This is a genomic window from Bradyrhizobium sp. ARR65, from assembly GCF_000472385.1.
Taxonomy (GTDB): Bacteria; Pseudomonadota; Alphaproteobacteria; order Rhizobiales; family Xanthobacteraceae; genus Bradyrhizobium.
Map to the genome: position 1 here is coordinate 57476 of NZ_AWZU01000044.1, position 7138 is coordinate 64613.

7 protein-coding genes are annotated in these 7138 nt (G+C 63.2%); 3 read left to right on the top strand and 4 right to left on the bottom strand.

The features are described 5' to 3' along the window. The first annotated feature begins 21 nt into the window (after window positions 1–21). Both lipA and F758_RS0133415 read left to right on the top strand, forming a co-directional pair. Window positions 22–981 carry a lipoyl synthase gene (gene lipA / locus F758_RS0133410; protein WP_024511955.1) on the top strand — a complete coding sequence of 320 codons (960 nt, stop codon included), beginning with the start codon at window positions 22–24 and terminating at the stop codon, window positions 979–981. A gap of 78 nt (window positions 982–1059) precedes the next feature. After that, window positions 1060–1533 carry a type II toxin-antitoxin system RatA family toxin gene (locus F758_RS0133415; protein ID WP_024511956.1) on the top strand — a complete coding sequence of 158 codons (474 nt, stop codon included), beginning with the start codon at window positions 1060–1062 and terminating at the stop codon, window positions 1531–1533. Between the two features lie 9 nt (window positions 1534–1542). On the opposite strand, the gene F758_RS0133420 is transcribed toward F758_RS0133415, so the two are convergent. The 4 genes from F758_RS0133420 to F758_RS0133435 form a co-directional block, all read right to left on the bottom strand. Beyond that, on the bottom strand, window positions 1543–2679 hold the full coding sequence (locus F758_RS0133420; protein ID WP_245286664.1) for a YihY/virulence factor BrkB family protein: 1137 nt from the start codon (window positions 2677–2679) through the stop codon (window positions 1543–1545). Window positions 2680–2825: 146 nt separating this feature from the next. Next, window positions 2826–3647 carry an alpha/beta fold hydrolase gene (locus F758_RS0133425; RefSeq protein WP_024511958.1) on the bottom strand — a complete coding sequence of 274 codons (822 nt, stop codon included), beginning with the start codon at window positions 3645–3647 and terminating at the stop codon, window positions 2826–2828. A 282-nt stretch (window positions 3648–3929) separates the two neighbouring features. Beyond that, on the bottom strand, window positions 3930–4847 hold the full coding sequence (locus F758_RS0133430; protein ID WP_084305834.1) for a helix-turn-helix domain-containing protein: 918 nt from the start codon (window positions 4845–4847) through the stop codon (window positions 3930–3932). Between the two features lie 51 nt (window positions 4848–4898). Continuing rightward, window positions 4899–5339 carry a MarR family winged helix-turn-helix transcriptional regulator gene (locus tag F758_RS0133435; RefSeq protein WP_024511960.1) on the bottom strand — a complete coding sequence of 147 codons (441 nt, stop codon included), beginning with the start codon at window positions 5337–5339 and terminating at the stop codon, window positions 4899–4901. A gap of 139 nt (window positions 5340–5478) precedes the next feature. On the opposite strand from F758_RS0133435, the gene F758_RS0133440 reads away from it, so the two are divergent. Continuing rightward, window positions 5479–6465, top strand: a complete 987-nt coding sequence (locus F758_RS0133440; RefSeq protein WP_198026622.1) for a helix-turn-helix domain-containing protein — start codon at window positions 5479–5481, stop codon at window positions 6463–6465. The last annotated feature ends 673 nt before the right edge of the window (window positions 6466–7138 follow it).

Below are 7138 nucleotides of genomic sequence, written 5' to 3' on the forward strand. Positions count from 1 at the left end.
ACGGATTACCTACAGCCCATCATGGTCACCATTATCGATACCGTTTCGCCGACCCCGTTGCGCCCGCGTCACCCCGAAAAGGTGAACCGGCCGGATGCCTTCTCGCCGCCGAAGCCGGACTGGATCCGCGTGCGCGCGCCGACCACCCGCGGCTATGCCGAGACCCGCAACATCGTCAAAGAGAACGGCCTGGTTACGGTGTGCGAGGAGGCCGGTTGCCCCAATATTGGCGAGTGCTGGGACAAGAAGCACGCCACCTTCATGATCATGGGTGACACCTGCACCCGAGCCTGCGCCTTCTGCAACGTCAGGACCGGCCTGCCGGATGCGCTCGATGCGGGAGAACCCGAGCATGTCGCGGAAGCGACCGCAAAGCTCGGGCTCTCGCACGTGGTGATCACTTCGGTCGATCGCGACGATCTGGCCGATGGCGGCGCTGAGCATTTTGCCAAAACCATCCGTGCCATCCGCGCGCGTTGCGCTTCGACCACTATCGAGGTGCTTACTCCCGATTTCCTGCGCAAGGACGGCGCTCTGGAGGTCGTGGTCGCGGCCAAGCCCGACGTGTTCAACCACAACCTCGAGACCGTGCCGTCGCGCTATCTCAATGTACGGCCCGGCGCGCGCTATTTCCATTCGGTGCGACTGTTGCAGCGGGTCAAGGAGCTCGACGCGACAATGTTCACCAAGTCCGGCATCATGGTGGGGTTGGGCGAAGAGCGGCACGAGGTGCTGCAGGTCATGGACGATCTGCGCTCGGCGGACGTCGATTTCCTCACCATCGGCCAATATCTGCAGCCGACCCGCAAGCATCATGCTGTTATGCGTTACGTGCCGCCGGATGAGTTCAAGGCCTATGAGAAGGTCGCCTATGCCAAGGGATTCCTGATGGTATCGGCGAGTCCGCTGACTCGTTCCTCGCACCATGCCGGCGAGGATTTTGCGAAATTGCAGGCGGCGAGGGCGGCGATCGCCCGTTGAACGTGAACGGCTTGGGCGTGCGACGGCCCAGCTTGTGGCCGCGAGCGATTGCTGTTTGAAGCCCGGACTTGAAGTGTCATGCCAAGATTTGCCAGCAAACGCCTCGTTCCCCACAGCGCCGAGCAGATGTTCGACCTCGTCGCCGACGTTGAACGCTATCCAGAATTCGTCCCGTTGTGCCAATCGCTCACAGTACGCCAGCGCACCAAGAGGCCTGATGGCACGGAGGTCGTGGTTGCCGACATGACCGTGTCGTTCAAGTTGGTACGGGAGTCCTTTACGAGCCAAGTCACGCTGGATAAGCCGGACCGCAAGATATTGGTCGAGTATTTGCGCGGACCTTTCCGGAGCCTCGAGAACCGTTGGACCTTCGAGCCGCGAGGCGAGGACGCCTGCGAGGTCGGATTCTATCTCGCATACGAGTTCAAGAGCCGCATGCTCGCCACGCTGATGGGGGCGATGTTCGATGCCGCTTTCGCGCGATTTTCCGCCGCGTTCGAAAAGCGTGCCGACGCGATCTATGGCAGGAAGCCGGCGGTATCCTCGTGGTAAGTGGCAGCGCTAAGCCGCCTGGGCCGGCCCTAGCGTGTCCGCCATTTGCGCTCCCCTCGCTCCCATCGGCTTCGCCCGTCCTGTCGTGGTGTCGTGCGCCGTCTGGTGCTCCGTCTCGGCGTCGAGCTCGGCGCCGATCAGAACCGCGATGGCGGAAATCCACAGCCAGGTCATGAAGCCAATCGCGGCTCCCAACGAGCCGTAGGTTTGATTGTAGCTGCCAAAATTGGCCGTGTACCACGAGAACAGCGCGGACGCGGCTAGCCACAGAGCGGCCGCCAATGCACTGCCCCAGCTGATCCAGCGCCAGCGCGGCATCCGCCGGCTCGGGCCGTAGCGGTAGATGATGGCGAGCGCCAGCGTCAGCACGACGAAGAGCGCAGGCCAGCGCCCGGCTCGGACCAGCAGGTCGGTACTGCCGGAAAGGCCGAGATAATTCAAAGCGACTGGAAGCACCACGACCGCGCCAAGCGCGACCAAGGCGAAAGCAATTGCCGCGAGCGTGAACAGAAGGGAGACGAGGTTGAGCTTGATCAGGCCGCGCTTTTCTTTCTCGCCGTAGACGATGTTCAAGGTGTCGAACAAAGACTTCATCGCGGCGTTTGCGCTCCACAGCGAGATCGCAAGCCCGATGAGGAACGTCCAGCCGAGCGCCTGTCCGCCTTTCGAGGCCACCCGTGTGAGTTGATCGCGGGCAACATCGATGGCGCCTCCCGGCATGAACCCCGAGAGCGTGTCCAGATGCGCCGTGATCGTCGCGGGATCGGCGAAGAGGCCGTAGATGGCGACCAGCGCGGCAAGCGCGGGAAAAATGGCGAGCAAACTGTAGAACGTCATCCCGGCCGCGAGCGCAAGGATGCGATGCTCGTCGACGTTGGCGTAGACGCGAAGCAGGATGTCTTTCCAACCACGCAGCGGGATCTCGGAAGGGGTGCTCGCCGACCGCCCGCGGTGGCTTTCGGCTTTGTCCTCGGGGGCGGCGGCGCGCGTGCCGGCGCGAGCTTTTGGCGAGGAGCCGTCCGCGATCCAGAACATCGCCGCTATCAACGCAAAGCCGAGCAGTACGGCCCAATCCGATACCGCATGCGCATTGACCCGGCGCCTGGCTCGAACTCCCGGATGTCGCCCTTGTTGCGCTGCCGGCATTGACGACAGCCCTTCCATGCGGCCCTGGCCCAGCGATTGAAGGCAACGACGCAAACCGAATCATGTTCCAGGCCAGAAGAGGGGGCTCGAAGGAGTCCGAAGGGCTCGTCGAGGCGCCCCAAAGGAGTTCGTCGGGAAAGCCCCGCTCACCCGCGAATGAATGCGAGCAGGTCCGGGTTGATCACATCGGCATGCACCGTACACATGCCATGCGGGTAGCCTTGATAGATCTTCAACGTCGCGTTCCTGATGATGCTTGCCGAGAGCACGCCGGCATCCGCGTAAGGCACGATTTGGTCGTCATCGCCATGCATCACCAGGGTCGGCACCTCGATCGCCGCGAGGTCGGAATTGAAGTCGGTTTCCGAAAAGACCTTGATGCATTCGTAATGGGCATTGACGGCGCCCATCATGCCCTGCCGCCACCAATTGTCGATGACGCCCTCGAGCACCTTCGCGCCGGGCCGGTTGAAGCCATAGAACGGGATCGGCACCTCGCGATAGAACTGGGCGCGATTGGCCGCGAGCTGCCTGCGCAGGTCGTCGAACACCGAGATCGGCAGGCCACCGGGGTTTTGCTCGGTCTTCAGCATGATCGGCGGAACGGCGCTGATCAGTACCGCCTTGGCAACGCGGCTCTTGCCATGGCGGGCGACATAGCGCGCCACTTCGCCGCCACCAGTGGAGTGACCGACGTGGATGGCGTCCCACAGATCCAGCGCCGCGGCCAATTCGGCAACATCGGCCGCATAGGTATCCATGTCGTGACCGGAGTTGGGCTGGCCGGAGCGTCCATGCCCGCGCCGGTCATGCGCGATGACGCGATAGCCGTGCTGCAGGAAGAACAGCATCTGGCTGTCCCAGTCGTCGGCACTGAGCGGCCAGCCATGATGGAAGACGATGGGTTGGCCGGAGCCCCAATCCTTGTAGAAGATCTGCGTGCCGTCTTTTGTGGTGATGAAAGGCATATACTAACTCCGTGCAAAGCTGGGCTGGCGGCCGAATAGGGCAACGAAGTCGGCGCGGACGTGGCGGCGCGGCGCACGGAGGCGATTCTGCCGTGTCTTTTGGCAAATTGCTGCATCGTTACGATATTCGCCTGGCATCTTGGGGTGTCGCGATGGCCTTGCGCTCTCGCGTGAACCAAAGTTCGTGACGGCGCCCAAAGTAGGATCAGCCACATGCCCATGTCTTTCCCGGACCTGCTTTTGTTTTGACCGCTCTTGCGGTGAGGCTCCGAGCAGTTGAACTTACGAACGTCGGCAGCGCCGATATTCCCCCGGCGTCTTGCCGGTCGCGCGACGGAAGGCGCGGGTAAAACTTGCCTGCGAGGAAAAGCGCGCGTTAAGCGCGATCTGCACGAGCGGCAGCTTGCCAGCAGCAATCTCCGTCATCGCGTTTTCCAGCCGCAACCGGCTGACATAGCGGTGAGGGGAAACACCGATGGCGCGCGTGAACATGCGGGTAAAGTGAAACAGGCTGAGACCTGCGACCTCTGCGAGGTCCGACAGCGCAATCTCGTCGGCAATATGGGTTGCGATATAATCGAGCACGCGGCGCAGTCTCACCTGGCAGGCAGATTGGGAGGCGGTCCCGATCGGCATGCAGGATCCGCTGTCGGAATATTTTTGCAGGACCCGCGCCGCCAGCATCAGCGATGCCGTTTCCACGTACATCCGGCCGACCGCCGTTTCGTTTCCCATCTCGGAAAGGACAGAAAGCCCGATCTGTCCGATCATCTCATCGCGAATGCCGGCGGCGTAGCGAATGGAGTGGGCAGGGGCCCCCGGAAGATTGAAGTCGTCACTCAGCCGGCCAAAGAGCGCTGTCGGCAAGTAGAGATGCAGCATTTTCGGCAGCGCGGCGCTGATCGAGATCTCGTTGTCACCGACCGCGATGGGGGTCATCCAGATCGTTCCGGTCGTGGGGATGGTCTGTTGGCGCTGACCGGCGCCGGTGCGGCTGACCAAGCCGTCGTCGTTCCCGCAAACCGCGAGCGTCAACTCCATGTGCAGCGGCAGGACGACGGGCGTCTCGCTGATCCCGTGCGATCGCAATTCGGCGGAGAGAGTGGACCAGCCGAGCCCCGCCGACGACTGCAGAAGGGCCGAGGCCGGATACTTTCTCGCGCCATGGGTCTGAAGTTCCATCGAGCTGTTCCGTGTCATCCCCGATTTCCTTCTGAAAGCTCCTGCTTGCCCCAGCCATCTCGCGGGCGGCTAGTCCGCGGCCTGCAGAACGGCGCTCCGCATCGAGAGAATGTCATTCCGCAGCCTGCGCAGCGCCTCGTTGGAAAAGCCGGTTGCGGCCTTGACGCAGGAGGGGAAATCGCGCGCCTTGGTCCGCATTCCCGCGCCCTTGCGGGTCAGGCGCACGCGGACCTGGCGTTCGTCTTCGGGATCGCGGCTGCGGCTCAACAGACCCGATTTCTCCAGCCGCTTCAACAGCGGCGTCAGCGTGCTGGATTCCAGGAGCAGCGTTTCGCCGAGATCGCCGACCGTCTGATCGTTCCGGGCCCAGAGTGCGATCATGACCAGATATTGGGGGTAGGTGAGGCCGATGGATTCGAGAAGCGGCTTGTAGAGGCGGTTGAATGCATGTCCCGCTGAATAGATCGCAAAACAGATGAAATCGTCAGGTTCGGGAACGGCATGCGGCATGGAGAGGCCTCCGGCTTGCGTCGTCTTTGGGCCGTCAATCATCGCACATATGTCGCGAACGATTGAATCGCAAGTCGTTGAATTGCAACTGGCGCGGACCATTTACATCGCACGCGATTGAATCGCGATGGAGATTCCGATGGGCCAGCCGCGGACCAGAGCAAGCGCCGTTCAGCAAGGCAGCGCGCATGATGCGGCGCAGGGCTCCGCACCTGCCGGCGACGCTACGCTCGATCTGCAGACCGACGGGCGGCGGAAATATCCGCGCTCCAGGCTGCTGGCTTCGTCGGCCGAACGCGGCTGGAGGACGCTCGGGGCCGAACTCCGCTGCCATCCACCCGGCAGGATCATCTCGTGCGCGCAAGACTGCGTTGAGATCGTCATTGCTGTTTCCGGTTCGGATGACGGTCTCGTGATCCGTGCCGGAGCGGGGCGGCAGGAGCAGGCGCGGCCGGTCACCGGAGCAATATGGCTGGCTCCAACCGGCGTTGGACGCGAGGACATCGTGCTCACGGCGCCGATGCCCAAGGCGCTGCATCTCTATTTGCCGCTTCGACAATTCGACACGCTCGCCGACCGATATAGCCTTCCGCGATCGCTGGCGCGTTCGATCCAATATGTCGGCGGGTTGGACGACGCGTTGATCCGGCAGATCGGCGCGGCACTGCTCGCCGAGGTGAATCACGAAACCGCGACCGGCCGCATGTTCGCCGAGACGGCTTCGTTGATGCTTGCGGCGCGGCTGATCCACGGCTATGCGGCCAAGGGCCTGCATGAGGGCGGCGCAGGCGCTCCCACGCCGCTCGACAGTGTGCGGCTGCAGCGCGTTCTCGACTGCATCGAGCAGCATCTGGAGCAGGAGATCACGGTGGCGACACTCGCCGAGCAGGCGCATCTCAGCGCCTTCCATTTCACGCGGATGTTCACGGCCGCGCTCGGCGTTCCGCCTTATCGGTATGTGAGTCGCCGTCGCCTTGAAGCCGCAATGGCCATGCTGGCGAGAGGCAAGCTGCCGCTGTCCGAGGTCGCGCACCGCTCGGGCTTTTCGTCGCAGGCGAGCTTTACCCGTGCCTTCCGCCGCGCCACCGGCATGGCGCCCGGCGCCTATCGGCGGCTGATGCGGTGAGGGCGTTCGGCGTAGCCACAAAAGCAGTCCTTCCGATTTGGTCGTCAAACAGCCATTCACTCCGACGTCATCGCCCAGCCAGACCGGGCGGTCCAGTATTCCAGAGACGCCGGTGCTTGAGCCGAAAGGCCGCTGGATGCCCGCATGCATAATCAATCCGCAAATCAGCCAGGGCCCGACTTGCGGGGCATGACGAGGGGGCGAGAGTCAGCGTTCTCGCGGCGCGGCGCGTCCGAGCTTTGCCAGTGACACCGCCCTCCGAGATGAGAGGGCGCAGGGAAGGCCGGGTGCCCGCCGCACCCGCGGCCCCGTGTGCAAAATTGCGCAAAAGCGCACACGGGAGTAACCACAGGTAAGGCGAAATCACACCGGCCTTCCCTGCGCGATGGTTTACGGCTTACTTCGTACTCTCCCCGGTGAACCNGCTTGTTGCCACCGTCGCCGGCGCGAGCATTAAGCATCGTCGCCAACTTGGCGCCTGCATGGGCGCGCCAGGACCACACGACTTCGCCGTCCGCAACAAGTGCTGCTCGTCCATCAACACCATCACGTCCACCGCACCCTGCCCCACGTTTCGTGACGATCGGCCGTAACGCCCCTCTTGCCGGACAGGATGCGCGAGACGATGGCGGTGATTTGCCCGACGGTGCAAGCCGACGGCCTGCGGCAGATT